Genomic DNA, 21,195 nt, shown 5'->3' with positions numbered 1-21,195 from the left:
CACCGCAGACCGGCCGAGCGTGACATCGACACCGCTATTGTGACCCGTCTCACTGCGCGCCGGCGGTCGGAAGGGTGCCGTCAACGGACCGCCCCCCCGCTGAGCTGCGGCGGAGCGTCGCCGGAACGCGCGTGATACGCTGCGCTACGCCAATTCGTGGCCCGCCCCGGTCGGATACACGCACCAGACAAACCGCGAAATATGGGGCCACTTGCACGCGCCATCGGTGTGTATTGGGAGAAGCAACCTTGACGACGACCATCTGCGCGAGCGGCCGCGGGCCCTCGCCGTCGGACGTGTCGTCGGGTGCGATCTGACGCGGTGACGATGTTGTGGTCATGGAGGACGCGCGCGCTTGCCGCTGTCGTGTGCGCGGCGCTGGTGTTGAGCGCGTGCGGTGGTAAAAGCGACCCCGGGCCGCTGTCCGCGATGGTCAGCCCGGCCATCCCACCCAGCGCGCAGGAGATCCCGAACCCGCTGCGCGGCCAGTACGAGGAAATGCTGAATCCGCTTTTTCCGCAAGGCAATTCGGCGCAGCAGCGGTACTCTTCCTGGCCCGCGTCGTATGACGCCAGCCTGCGTGTCTCGTGGCGGCAGTTGCAGCCGGTCGATCCGCGCACCCTGCCCCCCGACGCGCCCGACGACCGCAAGTTCGATTTCAGCGCGATCGACGACGCGCTGAACAAGCTCGGGGCCCGGAACATGCGCCTGACCCTTGGCGTATTCGTCTACAAATCCTGTTGCAACGACGCCTCTTCCGACAACACGAACATCGCGATCCCGGACTGGGTGCGGCCCTACGCCGCCAGTTATCCCGCGCCGGCGAAGAGTTCGGCCGCGGGGGTCACCCAGGTGGTGCCGAATTTCAACGACCCCGACTACCTCAACGGGATCAGTCAACTGCTGGCCGCCCTCGGCCGTCGCTATGACGGCGACGAGCGACTCAGCGTGTTCGAGTTCTCCGGTTACGGCGACTTCGGCGAGAACCACGTCGCGTATCTGCGCGATTCGCTGAGCGCGCCGGGGCCCGCGCCGGACGACAGCGTGGCAAAGCTGGGCTATTACAGCCAGTTCCGCGACCAGAGCATCACTAAGGCCTCCATCGCGCAGTTGGTCGCGGCGAACACGAATGCCTTCCCGCACACGCAGTTGGTGGTGGCCCCCCAGAATCCGGAGATCGTCCGCGAATTGTTCGCCGACGACGTGACGAAGAAACTGGCCGCGCCCGTCGGCATCCGCGCGGACTGCCTGGGGGTGCAGGCGCCGTTGCCGGAATGGGCCGACGCCAGCGACTCGCACTACGTGCGCTCCAACGATGCCGTCGTCAACGCGATCAAGCAGCGGCTCACCTCGGCCCTGGTGATCAGCCAGTGGTGCCGGTTGCCCAGCGGCGCCGACCCCCGGTCGTACTACGAGAAGGGGCTGCACGACGTCATCAGGTACCACGTGTCGATGACCTCGAGTGCCGACTTCCCCGACCGGGATGCTGCCTCGGCGATGGATCCCAAGCTGTTTTTGCTGTGGGGCAAGGCCAATACCTCCGCGGGATACCGGTACTCGGTCGAGGCGCAGCCGGGATCGCAGTCGATCCAGGGCAAGGTGGCGACGATCTCGGTGGCCTGGACCAACTACGGTTCGGCGGCGGCCACCGAGCACTGGGAGCCCGGTTACAAGCTGGTCGACTTCTCGGGGGCGGTGGTTCGCAGCCTGCCGGCGACGGTGAACCTGGCGAAGCTGGTCCATGACGAGACCAGCCAATCGCGCGAGGAGCCGGTTCCCGAATCGTCGAGCGAGTCGGTCCACGTCGACGTGACGGGCCTGGCGCCCGGCCACTACACGCTGCGGGCGTCCGTCGAATGGCGGCAACACAAGCCGGGCGCCTCGCACGTCGTCAATTACGCATCCATGGCCCTGGCCCGGGACGGCCGCGACGGCTCAGGGCTGTACCCGATTGCCACGCTTGACATCCCGAGCGACTCGGCCTCGGCAAACGGCCAGTGACATCGTCCGGCCGCGGCGCTGCTTCGTTGGCTGCGAGCTTTTCATAACCCCGGATGGGCGGGGCCGTGCGTGATACCGTTCTCGGACATATTTTGACTTCGGGACCCAGACGGGATAGTGCCCCGTATCGGAGGATTCCGTGCCGCGCAGCCTGAACCTGGTGGTCACCTCCGTCGCCACCGCGCTGATGGAGGCCACGGCGCCCACCGCGACCTCGGTCAGCGAAAAGGTACTCGCGCGGCTCGTCGAGCAGTTCGATGTGGACGCCAGCTTCCTGCGCCACCACGACAACGATGCCGCGGCGTCGACGTTGGTCGCCGAATGGCCGAGACGAACCGACAGCCCGGATCCGGATCTGGTGGCGGCGTTGCAGTTGGACGGCGTCGAGTCGGTGCTCGCCCAGTGTGAGCGCGACCGCAAGCCGGTGGTGACCCGTCCGGATCGGTCCGCCGGGTGGGTCCGCCGCGCGCTGAGGCCGGGCAAGGCGACGGCGTCGCCGTCGGTGGCGGCCGCGCCGCTGATGTCCAGCGACGCGTGCACCGGCGTGCTCGGCTTCGTGAAGTTCGGCGCCCGCAGGTGGAAGCAGGAGGAGATCAACACGCTCGAGGCGGTCGCCGCGCTGTTTGCCCAGCTTCAAGCGCGCATCGTCGCCGAAGAGCGGCTCCGCTACCTCGCCGAGCACGACGACCTGACCGGTGTGTACAACCGGCGGGCGCTGGTCGCGCACCTGTCCGGACGCCTCGCGCCCGGCAGCCCCGGACCCGTCGCGGTGTTCTACCTCGATCTCGACCGGCTCAAGCCGATCAACGACTACCTCGGCCACAGCGCGGGCGACTGGTTCATCCGGGTCTTCGCTCAGCGCATCGAGGAGTGCGCGGGAACGCCGAGCATGATCGCCCGGCTCGGCGGCGACGAGTTCGTCGTCATCCCGGACGAGCCGATGTCGCCGGAGGTCGCCGAGGCGTTCGCGCGTCGCCTGTCGACGATGCTGTGCGATCGCCTGACCATCGGTGGCCACGTGATCAGCCGTACCGTCAGCATCGGGCTGGCGGTGGGCACGCCCGGGGCGGACAACTGCGCCGATCTGCTCCGCCGGGCGGACGAGGCGGTGCTGACGGCCAAGCGTGCCGGCGGCAATCAGACGGCGGTGTCCACCGACGACATGTCGCTCAAGCGGGCCTTCCGCAACGACATCGAGTTGCACCTGCAGGGCGACATCGACAGCGAAGGTCTGCTCCTGCATTACCTGCCCGAGGTCGACTTGTGGACCGGGGCCATCGTGGGCGCGGAGGCCCTGGTGCGCTGGCGGCACCCGGTCTGGGGTCTGCTGCTGCCCGACTCGTTCATCGGCGTGGCCGAATCCACCAACCTCGCCGCGGAGCTGGGCGGGTGGGTGATGCGCAGCGCCTGCGCCGAGTTCAGCCAGTGGCGCGCCCATGGGGTCGGGCACGGCGCCATGCTGCGCATCAACGTGTCGCCCATCCAGCTGATCAGTCGTGGCTTCGTCGAAGGCGTCGCCGACACGATCGGCGAGTTCGGAATCGATGCCGCATCGGTGTGCCTCGAGATCACCGAACGCGCCGTGGTGCACGACATCGACACCACGCGAAAAACCTTGTCGGAGCTCAAGGAAGTCGGCGTGCAGGTCGCCATCGACGACTTCGGCACCGGCTATGCCGTCCTGTCCCACCTCAAATCCCTGCCGGTCGACATGCTCAAGATCGACGCCGGGTTCGTGCGCGATGTCGGCACCGACGCCGGCGACCTGGCCATCGTCCGCGCCATCATCGGGCTCGCCGAGGCGTTCGGGCTGGAAGTGGTCGCCGAAGGCGTCGAAACCCCCGCTGCCGCACTGACTTTGATGCAACACGGCTGCCACCGCGCGCAAGGCTTCCTGCTGTCGCGTCCCCTGCCCGGCGACGCGATGGAAGCGCTGCTGTCCGCGCGCTGGATGCCGATGCCGTTTCTCGCCGACCGCGAGTCATCGTCGCTGGGCTCGACGTAGCGGCGACGATCGCGGAGGCCGCTCAGCCTTCGGTGGGCAAGAAGACGAAGTTGTTGACGTAGGTGCCGTGGGCGGCCCAGCCGTCCTCCCGCCTGCCGACGTTGGCCGGGTCCTGATGCTGTGCCGGATCGAACTCGGCGATGGGCCGACGAGCGCCACCGAAATCGAAGTGACCCGCGTAACCGAGACCGGCCAGCAACGCCGTGATCTCGGCGACGGCGTCGGGGTGATGGCGTTCCTCGGCTTCCACCACGATCGCCGGCCGATTGCGGGTGAGCGTCTGCGTGGCGCCCCGTAACACTGCGAGTTCGTGGCCCTCGACGTCGATCTTGATCAGGCCGATGTCGTCAAGATGCAGGTCGTCGAGCCGCTTGACCGGCACGTCGATGCGGCGAATGTCATCCCCATTGACGTCGGTGAGTTCGTTGTCGGTGTCGATTGTGCTTCGGCCCGGCTCGGATTCGACCACCCGCATCGCGATCGTGCCGGGTCGGTCGGACAGCGCCACCGCCTCCACCCGGACGGGGGCGCCGACGGCGGCGAACATCGCTGCCAGATCGCGGGCCTGCGCCGGCCGGGGCTCGAACGCGGTCACCGAGCGCGACGACGCCGCCATCGCAATCGTGAATTCGCCGAGGTCCGCTCCGATGTCCAGGGAGATCCGGTTCGGATCGCACAATGACGCCACCAGCTGGATGTCCGCGCGGCTCTGCCCCAAGCGGTGCAGGATTCGAAACTTCCGCCGCCAGAACAGGCGCGGTGCGAGTTTTTTTGCCGCCGGCGCGAGCCACGTTTTGGCCGAGCGTGCGACCGACATCTGCTGTGACTCCTGTCCGATTTGCGGAGCCCCAGCTTAGTCGACGCGGCGATTTGACAATGGCCAAAGCGCGCCGGGAGGCCCCGCCAAGCCGGCGGGCTTTTCACCGGGCGCCCCGATTTCAGCCATCTGTCACGGGCCCGGGCTGTACCCTGTTGTCACCCTTGATATCCCGCGCATGTGACTAGTCGCGACCGCCAGAGAGGTAGCAGTAGATGCATTTGTCGGACACGGTTTAGCGCGAGCAATCATGGTCCGGACAATTAGGAACATTCTCCTTGTCGTCACCGTGTGCGTGACGTTGGTGCTCGACGGATGTGACGGACGCAGCGACCTTGATCCGCTCGCCCTGATCAGCAGTCCGGCCATACCGTTGTCCGTGCAGGACGTGCCGAACCCCCTGCGCGGCCAGTACGAAGATCTCCTGCAACCGCTGTTCCCGCAGGGCAATCCGGCGCAGCGGCGCTACCCGGCGTGGCCGGCGTCCTACGACGCCAGTTTGCGTGTCCCCTGGCGCCAGTTGCAGCCCACCGACCCGAGCACACTGCCGCCGGACGCTCCCGACGATCGCAAATTCGATTTCAGCGTGATCGATGACGCCCTGACGAAATTGGCCGGTCGAAACATGCGCCTGACGCTTCGCGTGGTCGCCTACAACTCGTGTTGCGACACCGTCTATCCGAACAACACCAACATCGCGATGCCCGACTGGATGCGCGCCGCGGCCACCAACTACTCCGGTCCGCAACGATATTGGTGGATGCCCGGCGTCACGCAGGTCGTTCCGGACTGGAATGATCCGAACTACCTGAACGCATTCGGCCAGCTGTTGGCCGCGTTGGGCCGCCGTTACGACGGCGACGAACGGCTGAGCGTCTTCGAATTCTCCGGCTACGGCGATTTCAGCGAGAACCACATCTCGTATCTGCGTGACACACTCGGCGCGCCGGGCCCCGCACCCGACGAGAGCGTCGCGAAGCTGGGGTATTACAGCCAATTTCGCGACCAGAACATCACCGCCGAGTCCATTCGTCAGCTGGTCGCGGCGACCGTAAACGCTTTTCCCCACACGCAATTGGTGACAACCGCACTGAACCCGGAGATCGTGCGCCAGTTGATCGCCGACGACGTGACGAAGAAACTGTCCGCGCCGGTGGGCATCCGCGCGGACTGCCTGGGCGTGCAGGATCCGCTGCCCGCGTGGGCGGAAAGGGATGGTTCCCACTATGTGCAGTCCAAGGACCCGCTGGTCGGAGCGCTGAGGAACCGGCTGGCGTCGGCGCCGATGATCACCGAATGGTGCCAGCTGCCCGAGAAAACCGATCCGCGGACCTACTACGAAAAAGGCCTGCAGGACGTCGTCAAGTACCACGTGTCGATGACATCGAGTTTCAACTTCCCGGCTGTGGATTCGTCGACACCGATGGACGCGGCGCTGTACTTGCTGTGGGCGCGGGCAAACGTCGTCGCAGGCTACCGGTATTCGGTGGAGGCGCGGCAGGAATCGCAATCGGTGAAAGACGGCAAGGCGACCCTGGCCGTCGCGTGGACCAATTACGGCGCGGCCGCCGCGACCGAAAACTGGGTCCCGGGCTACCGGCTCGTCGATTTCTCGGGGGCCGTGGTCCGCACGCTTCCCGCGACCGTGGCGCTGAAAACCCTGGTCCAAAGCCCATCCGGGGACGGCTCCAGCAAGGAGCCGTTGCCGGCGTCGACGACGGAGTCCATTCACATCGACTTGGCGGGCTTGGCGCCAGGGCACTACACGTTGTGCGCCTCGGTCGATTGGCAACAGCACAAGCCGGGCGCGAACCACGTGGTGAACTATCCGCCCATGCGGCTCGCGCGCGACGGGCGCGACGGCACCGGATGCTATCCGATCGCGACGCTGAATCTGTCCCGCGACGCGTTGACTCACGCCGCGTGACGATGACTGCGGGCGCCGCGTCGCCAATTACGCGGTAAATCAACCGGGGCAGCGGGACCGCGATTCCGCCAATGCCCGCCTGATGATGCTGCATAATCTGCAGTGGTATGCGCGGCTGGTGGGGCAAAACCGCAGAGTTTTCTTCCCGCCGAAGGCTTTTAGAAAGGTTAATAGCCGATGGATTTCCGTACCTTCGTCCGGATTCTCGGCGCGCACTGGAAACTCGCCTTGACCGCGCTGCTGGCGTGTACCGTCGGCGCCGCGTTCGTGACCGCATTGCAGACCAAGCACTACCAGTCGTCGGCCACGGTCCTCATCTCGTTTTCCGGTGCGACCGACCTCAACGAGGTGTACAGCGGCACGCAGGCCGCCCAGGAACGGCTGTCGTCGTACGCGCAAATCGCCGGTGGACACATCGTGGCCGAGCGCGCCATCCGCCAGCTCCAACTTCCCATGCGCGCCGATGATCTGCTGAGCCAAACCCAAGTCAAATACACCCCGAAATCGGTGCTGTTCACGATCAGCGTCAAAGACACCGACCCGGCGCGCGCCGCCGCGCTGGCGGGCGCCATGGCCGGTCAGTTCAGCGCGATGCTGCCGACGCTTGCCCCGAACCCGGCGTCGAACGGTGTGGCCGCGCCGGTCACCGCGGGACCGCGACCCGAGGCGGTCGAGACGACGCCGCCGCCGTCGGGTCAACCGTCCGACGTGCCGGCATCGGCGGGACCGACGGGCAAGCCGTGGCCCTTGGCGCGGGCGACGATGGTCGAGCCGCCCCGCGTTCCGAAGATTCCGGTGTCGCCGGTGCCGCTGCGAAACATGGCGATCGGGTTCATCGCCGGTCTGCTGTTGGCCATCGCGGTGGCGCTGACCCGCGAGGCCGGCGACCGCACCGTGCGCACCCGCGCCAAGCTGGAGGAACTCTCGGGCCTGCCGACCTTGGCGGAGCTGCCGGGAAAGCGCGGCGGGACTCCGCGGTTCGGCACCGACACCGCATTCGACGACGCGGTGCGCGGCATGCGCACCCGGCTGCTCAGGGCGATGGGACCCAACGCCCGGCAGGTGTTGGTGGCCGGTCCGTTCGGTGGCGAGGGAACGACGACGACGGCGATGAACCTGGCGCTCGCGCTCGCCGAGATGGGCGAAGACGCGTTGCTGGTCGAGGGCGACAGCCGCCGGCACGTGATCGCCGGTCTGCTCAGGGTCGAATCGGGGGAGGGGCTGGCCAACGCGCTCGCCAACCCCGCCGCGGCCGCCCAGGTGGTGAAGCCGACGCCGATTTCGAAGCTGCACATCCTCGCGTCGCGGTCCGCACGGCGCGAGAGTCTGCCCCCCAGCGCGTACCTGCCGGAAGTGATCGACCGAGTGGTGCAGGAATTGTCCTCACGGTTTGACCGCATCGTCATCGACGGCCCGCCGGTGCTGGCGACCGCCGACACCGGCCTGCTGGCCGGTGCCGTACCCGCCACCGTGCTGGTGGTTCGCGCGAAGCGCACGACCGCGGACGAACTCAAGGACGCGTTGACCGCCCTGCGCGCCGCCGGCGCACAGGTGGTCGGCACGGTGTTGACCGACGCCCGCCAGTCGCTGCACATCAGGGCCGCCGACCGCGCCTACCGGTCAAAGGTCAGCAGGCCGGCGTGATCCCGTACCTGCGGGCCCGTCACCGCCTGGCCGTGGATGGCGCCCTGCTGGCGATCTTCGTGTTCGGATGCTTCGCGTTCGGCGTGCTGTCGGTGCGCCGAACCACCGAGGGTGTGCTGCTGACCGCCGCGTTGTTCTGCGTGGTCGTGTACTGGGTGAAACCCGAAGGGATGGTGGGGGTCACGCTGTTCGGTGCGTTCGCGGCACTGCCGGAAGGCTTACACGTGGGGAAAGTCTTTGGCCCGCTGACGATTTACGCGTACCACCTGGCGGCCATCCTCGCGATCTGCTACCTGATCCCCACCGCGAAACCGCGGTCGTCCGACTTCGTGCTGCCGGGGATCCTGGTGGTGGCGGTGCTGTGTTCCACGGCCACCGGATTCGCCACGGGAAACCCCGACCTCACGGTGACCCGCGAAGCGACCACCATGATCGAAATGGCGATCGGCTTCGTCCTTGCGATGTTCGTCGTCTACAGCGGACACGTCCGATGGTCGATCCGGGTGATGATCGTGATCCTGTGGTTTTCGGCGGCGATGGCGATCATCAGCTCGCTGTACGCCATCCGGTTGGCCGGTCGGGCGGAAAGCCTGGAGGGGACGACGGGTGCCGGTCAGGCCGTGCGCATCATCCTGTCCACCCAGACGCCGGCCACCGCGGTGCTGAGCGCACTGGTCGCCGCCCCGATCGTGGGCCGGGTCCGACCCATGGCTTATCTCGTGTTGGGCGTTCCCGCGCTGAGCATTTCGCTGCTGTCCTTCTCCCGCAACACGCTGATCTCCATGGGGGTGGCGGCCGCGGTCGCACTGTTGGGCAGCCTGAGTTGGGCGGCCGTGCGGCGGGCGGTCGTGGCCGCGACGGTCGGCCTGGCCGTCGTCGCGGTGGCGGTGCCCGGGTCGCTGTTTTTGCTGCAGCGTTCGAAGACCGGGGCGTGGCTGGCCGATCAGTACGTCGCGTTCAATCAGCGGGTGCTGGGCGGGGTTACGTCGAGCGCGCTCGCGGTGGACGATTCGGCGCTGGAGCGACTGCGGGAAATCAATCTCCTCAAGGAGACCATCGCCCAGGCCCCGTTCTTCGGGCACGGCCTGGGCTACGTGTACCAGCCGCCGACCGGCGACGACGAATTCCATCGGTACCTCTATCCCGCCTACTCCCACAACTTCTACCTGTGGTGGCTGGCCAAGGCCGGCGCGGTGGGCATGGCCGCGTTCGTGCTGTTCGCGCTCACGCCGGTGATCCTCGCGCTGCGGTGCGCCCCGGCGCCCGCGAAAATCAGTGCGGCCGTCGCCGCGGGCCTGTTGGCGATATCCGCCGTGTGGCCGTTGCCGGAGATGCCGATGGACGCCTTGGGCTTGGGCATGGCGCTGGGGGCGGCGATGGGCTACGCCGGCTTGCGGCGCCGGGGCGCGGAGGGCAGCCGGACCGACGACAATCCGGCGCCGGCCGCCACGCCCGACCCGCCCCTCGATGCCACGGTTGGCGCGGTCACTTTCCCGTAGACGAGCCAGGCCGACATGATCTCAGTGACACACGTGGGGCCCGACATGTACAGCATCGGCGGGACGCAGTCCGTGATCCGGGTCTTGCGCGACAACAAGATCGGCGCCGACGACATCCGGGTCCTGTCGACCTGGAACGGGGACCGCCATCTGAGGAACCTGTTTCTCACCGCATGCGCGGGGATGTCACTGGCCCGGTCCCCTCGAGGCACCATCGTGCACTTCCATATCTCCAACGGCGGGGCCTGGTTGCGCGAAGGACCGTTGATCCGCTTGGCCAGGGCCAAGGGTTTCCGGGTGATCGTCACCCTCCATGGCCCCGACTTTCCCGAGTTCGCCAGGTCGCGCCCCCGCTTCGTGGGCGCGACGTTGAAGCGGGCGGACCATGTGATCCTGTTGTCGGAGGAAGCGCGCGCCGCGGTCGCCGAGGTGGCGCCGACGGTGCGGACCGCCATGGTGCCGAACCCGATCGTGGTCGACCGTGGTGCGCCCGGTGCGGCCTCCACGCCACCCGTGGCGCTGTTCGCGGGCACCGTTGGGCTTCGCAAAGGTGTCGACAGACTTGTGGCGGCCTGGCGGCTTCTTCTCGCCGAGGGCATCGAAGGCCGTTGTCGGATAATCGGTCCCATCGACGACTATGCCCCGCCGGAGACGGAGCGGCTGACCGTCGAAGGTCCGATGCACCCCGACGCGGTCCGTGGGCTGCTCCGCTCGGTCCGGGTGGTGGTGCTCCCGTCGTCTGCGGAGGGCATGCCGATGATCCTGACCGAAGCCCTGGCCGGCGCGCGCCCGTTCGTGGCGACGCCCGTCGGCGGGACGGCGGAGATCGCCCCCGACCCGGGCATGCTGGTCCCGGTCGGCGATGTGCCCGCGTTGGCCAACGCGATCGGCCGGTACCTGCGCGACCCCGAGCTGGCCGAGCGTGACGGGCTGAGGGGTCAAGCGCACGTCGCGGCGACACGGAGCCCCGACGTCATCGACGCCGAACTCCGCCGCATCTACCTGGGCTGCGACATTGCGACGGGTTGAACTTCAGGGACCGCAATTGGCGGTCAGCGCAATCGGTTTCGGATGCGGCGCACTAATGCAGTCGCCGTCGAAGAAGGAACGGATGGCCGTGCTCGCCGGCGCCATGGACAGCGGCATCACCCACTTCGACACCGCGCGGATGTACGGGCTGGGAATGGCCGAGGCTGAGCTCGGGGCCTTTTTGCGCACGGTCGACCGCGACAGCGTGACCATCGCCACCAAGTTCGGCATCGATGTCGGCGGCGCGGCGCGGCGGCTCGGCCGATTCCAGGCCCCGGCCCGGGCGCTGCTGAAAAAGGCTCCCGCGCTGCGCCGTATCGTCAAGCGGCAGCAGGCGCCGTCGGCGGGCGGCCGGGTGTACGACGCGGCCGTCGCGACACGCAGCCTCGACGAGAGCCTGGCGGCGCTCGGCGTCGACCATGTCGACATCCTCTTCGTCCACGCGCCGAGGCCTCAGGACACCGTTGCGAGCGACGAACTGCGCGAATTCTTTGAGCGGGCGCGCCAACAGGGAAAGATTCGCGCCTGGGGCGTCTCGCAGGACGAGCGGCTCGAGCTGGACTTCGTCCGCGCATTCGGGCCGCGGGCAGTCAGCCAACTCCGCAGCGACTTGCTCGATCCTTCGCCGAGACCGGCCGATATCGCATTCGGCGTACTCGAGCGGCCGCACCGCAAGCTCTCGGGCGCCTTGCTTGCCGACCCCGGAATGGCAAGCCGCTGGCGCGAAGCCCTGCAGGCCGACCCCCTGGCCCCCGGCGCGCTGGCCCGGCTGATCCTCGCCTCGTCGGTCACCGCAACGGGCTGCCGCGCAATCCTTTACAGCACCACCAGGCCGCAGCGGGTCACCGAAGCCGCCGACGCGGTCTCGTCGCCACCCGACACAGAGACCGTGGCGCGGTTCCTCGCTCTCGTCAAGGAGTTCCGACAGGGTGCGGCCGCGTGATTCGCGACATGGCGGACTTCGCCCACGGCATGACGATCGAAACGGATGTGGTGGTCGTCGGGGCCGGCCCGATCGGCATCGCGACCGCGCTGGAACTCGCCGGGTCGGGCGTGCAGGTGGTCCTCGTCGAAAGCGGCCTCGAACGCAACGACCGTGCGGCCCAAGCGCTGTCGAGGTTCGATTCCCGGCACGACGACTACTTCCATTCGCGTAGCGAGCTGACGGTCCGCCGGCAGGTCGGTGGAACCTCGGCGCTCTGGGGGGGACGCTGCCTCGAGTTCGACCCCATCGATTTCGAGGACCGGCCCATTACCGCGCAGGCGCCGTGGCCCATCGGATACGACGACGTCGAGCCCTACCTTCAGCGGGCCTGCGACTGGGCGGTATGCGGTCGGGCGGCGTTCAATGCGCGCGAGATCCCCGAGATCGCGGAGCGCGACTTGGTCGCGGGGCTCCCCGACGGCGACGTGCGCACGACCGGCCTCGAGCGCTGGGCGCTACCAACCCGTTTCGGGCGCCGCTACCGGGCGGCGTTGCGAGACGCTCCCCATCTCACGCTGTGGACCGGCCTCACCTGCACCGAGATCGTGACGACGGCGGCCGGCGACACCGTCGACCGCCTGGTCGTCAAGTCCTTGAACGGCGGTGCGGGGCGAGTGGTTGCGACGGACTACGTCATCGCGACCGGGGGTTTGGAGGCCACCCGCCTGCTGCTGGCGTCGGATCGCCATCACCCCGGGGGGCTGGGGAACGCGGGCGGGCACCTGGGGCACTGGTACATGGCGCACGTCGAGGCCCGGGTCGCGCGCGTGCAATTCACCACGGATGAGGTCATCCACGGATACGAGCGGGACGGGGAGGGGGTGTATGTTCGCCGGCGCTTCACCTTCGACCCGCAGCTGTTGCGCCAGAACGAAATGCCGAACGCCGCAATCTTCTTGGTGAATCCGCCGATCAGCGACCCGAGTCACGGAAGCGGGATCCTGTCCGGGGTGTACCTGACACTGATCTCGCCGATCGGACGATTCCTGCTCGCGGAGGCGATCCGTGAGGCCCACACCAAGACCGACGGTTCGCCACGAATCCTTGCGCATCTGGGCAACGTCGTGCGAGACCTGTTCGGTTCCCTCCGGTTCGCCGTCGCCTTCTGCTACGCACGGTTCCTCCGCCGGGGCCGCAAGGCGCCCGGGTTCTTCGTGAAGAGCGCCGACAATCGCTACCTGCTGCAGTACCACGGCGAGCACCTTCCGCGCTGGGAGAGCCGGGTCGAGCTGACCGACGAACGAGACGCCCTCGGCATGAGGAGGATTCGCACCAGCATGCACTTCTCCGACGCCGATTACGCAAGCGTGCGCAAGGCCATCGCCGCCATCGATGACCACCTTCGCCGCCACGGCGTGGGATACGTGGAGTGGCTGACCGACGATGTCGAGGCCGCGGTACGTGCGTACATGAAGAAGCGGACCGGTTACCACCAGGCGGGAACCACCCGGATGTCGACATCGCCGGAAGGCGGCGTCGTAGATCCACACCTGCAAGTCCATGGGGTTCGCGGACTCTACGTCGCGAGCACGTCGGTGTTGCCGACATCGAGCCAGGCCAACCCGACGCTTGTCGGGATCGCGCTGGGCGTGCGGCTCGCGGAGCGTCTGGCGAAAGCCCGAATCACCTGCTCGTCAACGGATTCGAGCTAACCGGGGTCCGGGGATCACGTCGGGACCTGCCACAGCTCGTCGATCAGCGACTTCGTCTGCCGAATGTTCGCGCGGCTGGATGCGCCGAAGACGATCGAATGGATCTGCGGCTGACCGCAGACGTAATCGATGGCCTCGCGGGGCGGGATCGCGCCCGAGGCGAGCACCGACATCGCGATCAGACGGCAGCGGCGCTCGCGGATTGTCCTCTCGTAGAGCTCGATTCCGCCACACATCCGGAAGCCGATCTTGTTGAAATTGGCGCACACGATCGGATTCTCGATTCCCTGGCCGTCGAGGGCGTCGAGCAGGCGCGGGAGATTCATGGTGATGAACCCCGGTTCGGCACCGTACTTGAGCCTGACGTGGTCGGAGAAAAACCGGAACCCCTCGTCCATGCCCAGGCCGAGAAGCAAGTCGGTGACGACGTTTTGAATGAAGATGACGGGCGTGGACAGTCCGGTGAACATCTTCATCTCGGCGTCGACCAATAGCTGCATGATCGGCTCGATGTCCTTGCCCGCGAGGGCGACACCGCCCTTGAACATCGACTTGACGGCCCCATCGTCGGGCAGGAACCTGCGCAGCGCCTCGAGCATCCCGAACTCGGTCACGGCGTTGGCGTACTTGTGCGCGTACGGCATGCACGGGTAGAAGACGTAGTCGGGGTAGCGGGTCCGGTTGGCGCGGAAATGATCGCAGATTTCGCCGACCCGGTCGTGCGTCGTGCACACGAACGTGCGGATGCCTTCCTGGTACGCGGCGTCCAGCGTCCCCAGCACGGGCGGTAGGTGCTGAAACCGTATCGCCTGGGCGCGCGCTTTCTCCTCGGACATGTGGTTGACGCCGAAGAACTGGTTGTCGCCGAACAGCACACGGTCCATGGTCACGATGCCCTCGGGGACGTGAGTTTCCTGATGCGCGCGACGATCTCGCGGCGCCGCGAGCCGCGCGGGGAGCCATTCGCGGCCGCCTGAGGCAGGGGTGACGCGCCGGCTCCAGCGCCGGTGATCATGTCGACCACACGATCGACGTCGAGCGCCGAGCGAAAAGTGTTCTCGCCGTTCACCCGGTTGTTCTTGATGCTCTGCGCGAAATAGTCGATCTGCGCCGAATACTCTTCACCCCGAAGGTAATACCAGACCTCGTCGGTGAGATCGGTCGTGTACCGGATCGTCCATCCCGCCCCCAGGTCGGGGACCCCGGGGTGCGTCTCGCGGAGATAGATCTGGCATTCCTGCCGATCGGCGACGACGCGGCCGTTGGTTCCCCACACCGAAACCTTCGTCGACATCTTGCGAAAGCTCTCGTCGCTCCAGTTCACGCACAGCTGGCCGCTGGCGCCGTTGCCGTAGCGCATCGTGCAGTAGACCTCGTCGTCGACGTCGCGCGAGAAGACGCTGTGGCGGACGACTCCGTCGACCGCAAGGGGCACGCCGGCGATGAAGTTCATCAAATCGATGGCGTGGCAGGCGTAGTCGTAGAGGGCGCCACCGCCTTCGGCTTTGACGCCGCGCCACGTGCTTCCCTTCTGTCGAAGGACGACGGGGCCGTATGCCTCGGCACGCACGTGGTGTACCTGCCCGAGAGCCCCCGCCGCGACGATTCGTGCCGCCTCTTGGAAGGCGCCGATGAAGCGGCAGTGATAGCCGACCTGCGTGACGAGCCGATTACTCTCGGCGAGCGTCACCAGGCGCTCGCCGTCGCGGACATCGAGGACGAACGGTTTCTCGCAGAAGACGTGTGTGCCTCGGGCAAGGGCCTTTTCGACCATCGGCGCGTGCATCCGCGACGGAACGGCGACGACAACCGCGTCGGCCTTCGTCTGCGCCAGCATCCGATCGAAATCGTCGTAGCAGTCCAGACCGGTGTATTTGGCCAGGATGTCGCGCAGATAGCCGGCGGAGTCACACACGCCGACCACGTCGAGGTCTGGGTGCGTGCGAAGTATTGCGAGGTGCGAAAGACCCATCTTGCCCAGGCCGACTATGGCCGTTCGAATCATGGTCCGCGCCTCTACTCACTCCGAGTGCCGCATCGGCAACGTGTACGGCCCGCCAACAAGGTGGACGTTAGCATCCGGTCAACGCATCATCGCGAAATCCGCTCGATCTGTTTGCCGTCGCAACCCGGGGACGGCCACGATGGGAGTTAGTCTTTGACATCGGGATCGCCGCGCCGCCAGAAGATCGGCGCGCCTCAACCGAGGGGAGACATGGGTCGGCTGCTCCTCATCGCGTCCTCCGGTGGGCACATCTACGAGATGTTCTGCCTGCGCGAGTTCTGGCAGGACAAGGATCGGTTTTGGGTGAGTTTCGGGACCGCCGACGCCCGTTACCTGTTGCGCGACGAGCGCGAGGTGTACTGGGCCGCGCACCCGACGGTCCGTAACGTGCCCAACCTGCTGCGCAATCTGGTGCTGGCCCTACGCCTTTTGATCCGCCACCGCCCCGCCATGATCTTGACGACCGGATCGGGCGTGGCCGCACCCTTCCTGTGGCTGGCCTGGCTGCTGCGGATTCCCACCGTGTTCGTCGAATCCATCACCCGCATCACCGAACTCTCGCTCACCGCCCGCATGGTGAAGCCGTTCGCCTCCCGCTTTCTGGTGCAGTGGCCCGAGTTGGCCGACCGGATTCCCCGCACCGAGTATCACGGGAGGATCGTGTGATCTTCGTGATCATGGGGATGGAGGTCCATCCCTTCGACCGGCTGGCGCGCGCGGTGGACGAGCTGGCGCGCACCGACGCGGTGGGGGAGGACTTTTTCGTACAGCTCGGAACCTGCAAATTCGAGCCGCGCCACGCCGCGTTCGAGCGCTTCCTGTCCTTCGGGGACGTCTGCACGCACATCCGGCGGGCCTCCGTCGCAGTGACCCACGCGGGCGCCGGATCGACGCTGCTGTGCGTCGAGCAAGGGAAACATCCCGTGCTGGTGCCGCGTCGCTCGTCGCGCGGGGAGCACGTCGATGAGCACCAGCTGCCGTTCGCCGAGAAGATGGCGGGTGCCGGGCTGGCGACCGTGGCCCGGGAAACAGAGGAGCTCCCGGCGGCCATCGCGGCGACGCGGTCCCGATCGGCGCCACCCGATACGCTGGGCCGGGCCCGCGAACTCACCGGGTGGCTGGAGACGTTCTGGCGGGGCCTGGCCTGAGCCTCCCGTCACCGCCGGCGATCCAGCACCTGGGCGATGACGTCCAAAATGCGCACGGCGACAAGGTCAACCGCGCATCGGTGCGCGTAGTGGCGCGCCGCTTCGGCCCCCAGGCGGGCCGCGGTCACCGGATCGGCCAGGAGGTCGAAAGCGGCGGCGAGCCCGGCGACGTCGTCGACCCCGATCGGGGGCAAACCCGCCGGCTGGTATTCGGGCAATGCGCCGGCGGTCGACACGATCGGCATGACGCCCAGCTGCATCGAGAGCGACTGCACGCCACTCTGTGAGGCGCGCCGATAGTGGGCGAGCGACCCTTTGGCGGCGGCCAGCGTGGGGATGACATCGGCGTAGCGGAAGCTGCCGTTGCGCCAGAGCGTGTGTTTGGGCAGGGCTTCGGCGTCCAGCGGCCCGTCGCCGACGAGCACCAGGTTGTCGCCTCGCCAGCCGCCGCCGATCACATGCCGCTGCCAGGCCGCCAGCACGACATCGACGTTCTTGTACGGGTTGAGCCGGCCGAACATGACGAAATCGCGGCGCCGTTCGGGCCCCACGAACGGCGGAACGCGGTCGAGATCGAGGTCGCTGGCCAACGGCACGACATGCACCGGCGTACCGGCGACATCGCGGCGCGCGGACACCGCGGCCGCGACATAGTCGCTGTAGGTGATGGTGGCGGCCGAGCGCGCGGCCCAGCGGTCGAACACGGCGCGCTCGTAGGCCGGGGTCAGTTCGTCGGGGTCGTGCGGCCGATCGTCGTGTACCACCTGAATGCGGGGGGCTCGCCCGGCCAACGCGATCCAGCGCGGATCCCGGACCAGTTCGGCGATCACGATGTCGGGCCGGAAGCGGCGGACGCGGCGCCAGGCCTTCAGGGTCGGCAGCCAGGTCGCGGCCGTGCGAAAGCGCGGGTCGAGCACCAACTCGTAATCGCGCGCGGCGTCCGATTCCGGATGCTGATCGGAGGTGACCAACAGCACGTCGGCACCGTGGCGCAGCAGCGCTTCGGCTTGCACCCGCACCGCCGGTCGCGTCCACGGCGAAAGCCACAGCACCCGAGGCGAATTCACAGCACAGCCCCGATCGCGCCCAGGTAGGCGTCGGCCATCGCCTCCACCGTGTAGTGCTTGCGCATGCGCTCATAGCCGCGTCGTCCGACCGACGGCAGCGCGTCGGGCTCCGCCATGATCTGGGCCAAGTGTTCTCGCCACCCCAACGCGGAGACGGGCTCGACCAGGAACCCCGCCCCTCCGAAATCCAACATTTCCGGGACAGCACAAATCGCCGACGCCGCGACCGGCACCGCCCTGGCCATCGCCTCGAGGATCACCACCGGGAAGGCCTCGGAGCGGCTGGGAACACACAGCAGGTCCGCGTCGGCCAGCGCGGGGCCCGGCCCGGCCGACCATCCCCGCCACTGGACGCGATCCCCCAACCCGGCGGGTGTGCGTGCCTGCAGCCTCTCTCGATCGGGCCCGTCGCCGAAAATCGACAATCGCCAGGGCATCTCAGCGAGGCCGCTCAGCGCCTCGATCAGCAGATGCGGGTTCTTGTGCTCGACGATGCGTGAGAGCATGACCAGGTGCAGCGGTCGGCCGGCGCCGCGATGCCGGGGGCTCGGCTCCCCGAGGTCGGCGACGCCGTTGGGCGCGACGAAGTACCGTCCCCGGAGCCGGTGCTGTTTGGTCAGCATGTCCCAATGGCGTTGTGCCAAAACGATGAATCCGTCCGCGCGGCGCATCGCCGCGGCCAGTGGCCGCGAGTAGATCGGCCGGTCCTCCTCGGGAGGGACGTGCGGTGCGACCAGCCATCGACGGCTCCGGCCGGCGGCGCGCCACAACGTGCCGAAGCCCACCTCGGTATTGGTGTCGCCGGTGATCAGCACCGCCGGGCCCTCGGTCATGTCGACCATCGGCGCCCACCACGGCTGGCGGATCACCCGCACCGTGTCCGGAATTTCGGCGATCAGCGGGCCGAACCGCTGCACGCAGACGACAGTGACCGCGTAGCCGCGGCGGTCCAATTCCGTTGCCAAGAGCGCCTTTTGCCGCTCGGCGCCCCCGTAGACCAGGCGGTTGGTGGCGATGACTATCGACGGCAGGCCGGTTTGCCGGCGCGCGCGTTTGCCCCGCCGTAGCCGCTGCAGGGCGGCTGTGCCGGCCAGGTACACGTCCGCGTGGTGGACGCTGTTGTGATGTTCGAGCAACAGCGCGGTGTTGGTTCGCGCCAGGTCCCGGTCGCGGCGCTGTCGGGGGCCGTCGTCGCTCACCGGGTCGCGACGCTCGACGCCGAGCTCGTCGGCGAGCAGGATGCGCCAGCCGGCGGCGCGGGCCCGGGCCTGCCAGTCGGCCACCTCGCCGTAGCCGAAGTACTCCTCGTCGAAGGGGCCGATGGTGTTCCAGGCCGCGCGGCTGATCACCAGGCAGATCGGAGCCAAATCGCCGTCGATGCTTCGCGATTCGGGAGGCTGGTGAGAGTACCGCCGTGCGGGCGTCGTGCGACGGTGCGGGCCGGCGCGCCCGCCCGCCGCGCGCAGCTCGCGGCTGACGGTGTGGCGGCGGGCGGCGACGTCCCACGGCGCCCGGTCCGGCGCGGCGGCGTCGCGTGCGAGCGGCGAAACCGCCGCCACCCTGGGCTGACCAAGTAACTCGCGGGTCCGGTTCAGCGGCCCCAGCAGGTGGGCATGGGGGTCCAGCAGCAGGAGGTCTGTATCGGCGGGCATGTGCTCCACCAGCGTGTTGCAGGCCGCGGCGAAACCGACGTTCGCCTGGCCCGAAAACCACCGGACCGCAGGATATTTCGCGGCGAGTTCCGCATGCCCCGAGCCGCTGCGGTCGTAGACGTGAACCGGCAGCTCGGGTAGATGCTCGGCGACGCTGTCGAGGCAGACCTCGAGCGACTCGTGGCCGCGTTGGCTCACGATCAGCACGGCCAGCGAGCGCGTGGGCGGCAGGCCGGCGGTGTCGCCGACTGGGCGCTTCAGATATGCCCGGTCCGTTTCACGGGTCATGCCGTCAGCTGCTCTTCGCGCAGCGTGGCCCGCAGAGAGGTCAGGGTCGACCAGGTGATCGGGCCGAAGGTCGCGCTGGTGGCCAGGTAGGCGACGGCTGCGGCGGACAGTACCAGGATTACGTGGTGACCCGAAAGCAGCAGTGTCACAACCACGCTCGCCCCCGTCGGAATCAGCAAGCGCAGCACGAACGGCACGGGCGTGCGGTAACCGCAGCGTCGGCGCAGCCACCAGCTCGAGATCGTCATGTTGAACAGTTCCGTGCACACCAGCGCCACACCGGGGCCGACGGCGCCGAACCGCCCGGCCAGGGCGAGGTTGAGCGCGACGTTGAGCGCGAGGGTCGCCACCGTCAGCCACAGCAGGACCTGTTGATGATGGGAAGCCACCAACCCCTGGCCCAGGGTGCCACCGACGAACCGCAGGGCCGCGGCGACGAACAGCAACGCCAGTGTGGGCGTCCCGCGTTCGATGAACGCGCTCTTGCCGAACAACCCGATCAGCGGTCCGGCCAGCAGCACGCCCACAACGGCGATCGGAACCGCAACGAAGTACATCAATTCGACGCTGCGGCGCAGAAAACGGGCGAACGCCGCCACGTCGCGCGAGAACAGCTCGGTGGCCGTCGCCAGCGTCGACTTGTGGAAGATCAGCGAAACCACGATCGTGTTGAACGAGATCGTCAGGGCCAGCCCGTACACGCCCACCTCGGAGTGGGTGCTCAGCAGGGACAGGATCACGCCGTCGGCGCGGCAGTACAGGAGCCCGACGATCATAAATCCGATCAGCGGCAAGCTTTCCCGTAACAGGTCGGCGGCTTCCCGCGGGGCGAACAGCGGCCGTACCGAGATGTGCCGCATCGCGGCGGCGCCCTGGATCAGTAGCTGCACGGCCGGTGGGATCAGCTGTGCGACCGCGAACCAGATGACGTCCGAGTGCGCCGCGACCAGCCAGGCGACCATGGCCAGCGTGCTCACCCGGGCGGCGACGTCGGAGATGGCCACCGCGGAGAACCGGACGGTGGCAAGGAATACCGGTTCGAACCGTGTCGTCATGGTCTGCAGCAGCAGCCCGCCCGCCAGCACGACGAGCATCACCCGCACCTGGGTGTCGTGATAGATGAGCAGCCCCGACCCGGCCGCCAGCACCGCGAGGGGACCGCAGTAGAGAAGGGCCAGGCCGCTGTTGATGCGCACCAGGCGTTCGAGTTCGCCACGCCCGGAGGTCACCCGCCGCACGATGACGGTGGCGATGCCCAGATCGGCGAAGCTGGTCCACATCGCGACGAACGCCACCGCGATGGTGAGCTGGCCGTAGCGTCCGGGACCCAGATAGCGGGCGGTCATCGCCACCGAAACTACGGACGCGAGCATCCCCAGCGCCCGGCAGATCAGCTGGATCGAGAACGCGTGAGCCATCCGCGCGAGCGGCACCGTGGGCACCACCGCGGCGGGTGCCGTTGGCTCGGTCATGGCT

The 21,195-nt window shown here is 67.8% G+C and carries 16 protein-coding genes; 10 read left to right on the top strand and 6 right to left on the bottom strand.

Features of this window, described 5'->3' with window-relative positions:
* Positions 1-327 precede the first annotated feature (327 nt).
* A complete protein-coding gene (locus QGN30_RS22705; RefSeq protein WP_095563005.1) occupies positions 328-2,001 on the top strand; it encodes a hypothetical protein in 1,674 nt (557 codons plus the stop codon).
* A 139-nt stretch (positions 2,002-2,140) separates the two neighbouring features.
* Positions 2,141-4,006 carry a putative bifunctional diguanylate cyclase/phosphodiesterase gene (locus QGN30_RS22700; RefSeq protein ID WP_014381913.1) on the top strand — a complete coding sequence of 622 codons (1,866 nt, stop codon included), beginning with the start codon at positions 2,141-2,143 and terminating at the stop codon, positions 4,004-4,006.
* Between the two features lie 22 nt (positions 4,007-4,028).
* On the opposite strand, the gene QGN30_RS22695 is transcribed toward QGN30_RS22700, so the two are convergent.
* Positions 4,029-4,823 (bottom strand): FkbM family methyltransferase, encoded by a 795-nt coding sequence (locus tag QGN30_RS22695; RefSeq protein WP_095562476.1) that lies wholly within the window; start codon positions 4,821-4,823, stop codon positions 4,029-4,031.
* A 250-nt stretch (positions 4,824-5,073) separates the two neighbouring features.
* Between QGN30_RS22695 and QGN30_RS22690 the strand changes: the two genes are divergently transcribed.
* The 6 genes from QGN30_RS22690 to QGN30_RS22665 all read left to right on the top strand — a co-directional run bounded on the left by QGN30_RS22690 (position 5,074) and on the right by QGN30_RS22665 (position 13,559).
* The gene (locus QGN30_RS22690; protein WP_225330749.1) at positions 5,074-6,750 is read left to right on the top strand and encodes a hypothetical protein; all 1,677 of its coding nucleotides are present in this window, start codon (positions 5,074-5,076) and stop codon (positions 6,748-6,750) included.
* Positions 6,751-6,927: 177 nt separating this feature from the next.
* Positions 6,928-8,394, top strand: coding sequence for a polysaccharide biosynthesis tyrosine autokinase (locus QGN30_RS22685; protein ID WP_009955589.1), 1,467 nt, complete (start codon positions 6,928-6,930; stop codon positions 8,392-8,394).
* Complete coding sequence (locus QGN30_RS22680; RefSeq protein ID WP_095562478.1) at positions 8,391-9,893, top strand: O-antigen ligase family protein; 1,503 nt, start codon at positions 8,391-8,393, stop codon at positions 9,891-9,893. The genes QGN30_RS22685 and QGN30_RS22680 overlap by 4 nt, the downstream gene beginning before the upstream one ends.
* Positions 9,894-9,908: 15 nt before the next feature.
* Positions 9,909-10,922, top strand: a complete 1,014-nt coding sequence (locus QGN30_RS22675; RefSeq protein ID WP_095562479.1) for a glycosyltransferase family 4 protein — start codon at positions 9,909-9,911, stop codon at positions 10,920-10,922.
* A gap of 16 nt (positions 10,923-10,938) precedes the next feature.
* The gene (locus tag QGN30_RS22670) at positions 10,939-11,865 is read left to right on the top strand and encodes an aldo/keto reductase (protein WP_136245715.1); all 927 of its coding nucleotides are present in this window, start codon (positions 10,939-10,941) and stop codon (positions 11,863-11,865) included.
* Between the two features lie 8 nt (positions 11,866-11,873).
* A complete protein-coding gene (locus tag QGN30_RS22665) occupies positions 11,874-13,559 on the top strand; it encodes a GMC oxidoreductase (RefSeq protein WP_376713496.1) in 1,686 nt (561 codons plus the stop codon).
* 14 nt (positions 13,560-13,573) lie between these two features.
* Here QGN30_RS22665 and QGN30_RS22660 read toward each other — a convergent pair whose 3' ends face one another.
* Both QGN30_RS22660 and QGN30_RS22655 read right to left on the bottom strand, forming a co-directional pair.
* Positions 13,574-14,449 (bottom strand): hypothetical protein, encoded by an 876-nt coding sequence (locus QGN30_RS22660; protein ID WP_014379313.1) that lies wholly within the window; start codon positions 14,447-14,449, stop codon positions 13,574-13,576.
* Entirely contained in the window at positions 14,446-15,564 is a 1,119-nt protein-coding gene (locus QGN30_RS22655; protein ID WP_014379314.1) for a Gfo/Idh/MocA family protein, read from the bottom strand. The genes QGN30_RS22660 and QGN30_RS22655 overlap by 4 nt, the downstream gene beginning before the upstream one ends.
* 210 nt (positions 15,565-15,774) lie before the next feature.
* On the opposite strand from QGN30_RS22655, the gene QGN30_RS22650 reads away from it, so the two are divergent.
* Both QGN30_RS22650 and QGN30_RS22645 read left to right on the top strand, forming a co-directional pair.
* The gene (locus QGN30_RS22650) at positions 15,775-16,230 is read left to right on the top strand and encodes a polysaccharide biosynthesis protein (protein ID WP_008254160.1); all 456 of its coding nucleotides are present in this window, start codon (positions 15,775-15,777) and stop codon (positions 16,228-16,230) included.
* A complete protein-coding gene (locus QGN30_RS22645) occupies positions 16,227-16,712 on the top strand; it encodes a glycosyltransferase (RefSeq protein ID WP_248923519.1) in 486 nt (161 codons plus the stop codon). Before QGN30_RS22650 ends, QGN30_RS22645 begins: the two co-directional genes overlap by 4 nt.
* An 8-nt stretch (positions 16,713-16,720) precedes the next feature.
* On the opposite strand, the gene QGN30_RS22640 is transcribed toward QGN30_RS22645, so the two are convergent.
* From QGN30_RS22640 to QGN30_RS22630, 3 genes are read right to left on the bottom strand one after another with little or no spacing between them, the layout of a single operon-like run.
* Entirely contained in the window at positions 16,721-17,764 is a 1,044-nt protein-coding gene (locus tag QGN30_RS22640; RefSeq protein WP_036458286.1) for a glycosyltransferase family 4 protein, read from the bottom strand.
* Positions 17,765-17,775: 11 nt separating this feature from the next.
* Positions 17,776-19,719: a glycosyltransferase gene (locus QGN30_RS22635; RefSeq protein WP_095562482.1), complete on the bottom strand. Its 1,944-nt coding sequence runs from the start codon at positions 19,717-19,719 to the stop codon at positions 17,776-17,778.
* Positions 19,716-21,191, bottom strand: a complete 1,476-nt coding sequence (locus QGN30_RS22630; RefSeq protein ID WP_009954299.1) for a flippase — start codon at positions 21,189-21,191, stop codon at positions 19,716-19,718. Before QGN30_RS22630 ends, QGN30_RS22635 begins: the two co-directional genes overlap by 4 nt.
* Positions 21,192-21,195 lie beyond the last annotated feature (4 nt).

The sequence above is a fragment of the Mycobacterium sp. 3-98 genome (assembly GCF_035918355.1).
GTDB classification, from domain to species: domain Bacteria; phylum Actinomycetota; class Actinomycetes; order Mycobacteriales; family Mycobacteriaceae; genus Mycobacterium; species Mycobacterium intracellulare.
This window is presented reverse-complemented; position numbering and strand designations above follow the sequence as displayed.